General features: G+C 50.2%; 1 tRNA gene and 1 rRNA gene. Both read left to right on the plus strand.

What is annotated here, in order from left to right:
- Positions 1 to 391: ribosomal RNA gene (locus tag BJN41_RS14490) — 16S ribosomal RNA — on the plus strand; the annotation flags it as partial.
- 158 nt (positions 392 to 549) lie between these two features.
- Positions 550 to 626: transfer RNA gene (locus BJN41_RS14495), tRNA-Ile, on the plus strand.
- The last annotated feature ends 3 nt before the right edge of the window (positions 627 to 629 follow it).

Below are 629 nucleotides of genomic sequence, written 5' to 3' on the forward strand. Positions count from 1 at the left end.
AGGATACTGCCAGTGACAAACTGGAGGAAGGCGGGGACGACGTCAAGTCATCATGGCCCTTACGGCCAGGGCTACACACGTGCTACAATGGTCGGTACAAAGGGTTGCTACACAGCGATGTGATGCTAATCTCAAAAAGCCGATCGTAGTCCGGATCGCAGTCTGCAACTCGACTGCGTGAAGTCGGAATCGCTAGTAATCGCGGATCAGAATGCCGCGGTGAATACGTTCCCGGGCCTTGTACACACCGCCCGTCACACCATGGGAGTTTGTTGCACCAGAAGTAGGTAGTCTAACCGYAAGGAGGACGCTTACCACGGTGTGGCCGATGACTGGGGTGAAGTCGTAACAAGGTAGCCGTAGGGGAACCTGCGGCTGGATCACCTCCTTAACGAAAGATTGACGATTGGTAAGAATCCACAACAAGTTGTTCTTCATGACGATGTGTCTTAAAAGATAATTCGAGGTTTTCGAATTGGATTGAGTAGCAGATACTACGCACTGCGTTTGTCTTGCGAAAAATACAAAGTGATGCTTTGATTTTTCTCAGGGTCTGTAGCTCAGTTGGTTAGAGCACACGCTTGATAAGCGTGGGGTCACAAGTTCAAGTCTTGTCAGACCCACCATGA

It is taken from the genome of Acinetobacter towneri (assembly GCF_001758345.1).
Lineage (GTDB): Bacteria > Pseudomonadota > Gammaproteobacteria > Pseudomonadales > Moraxellaceae > Acinetobacter > Acinetobacter towneri_A.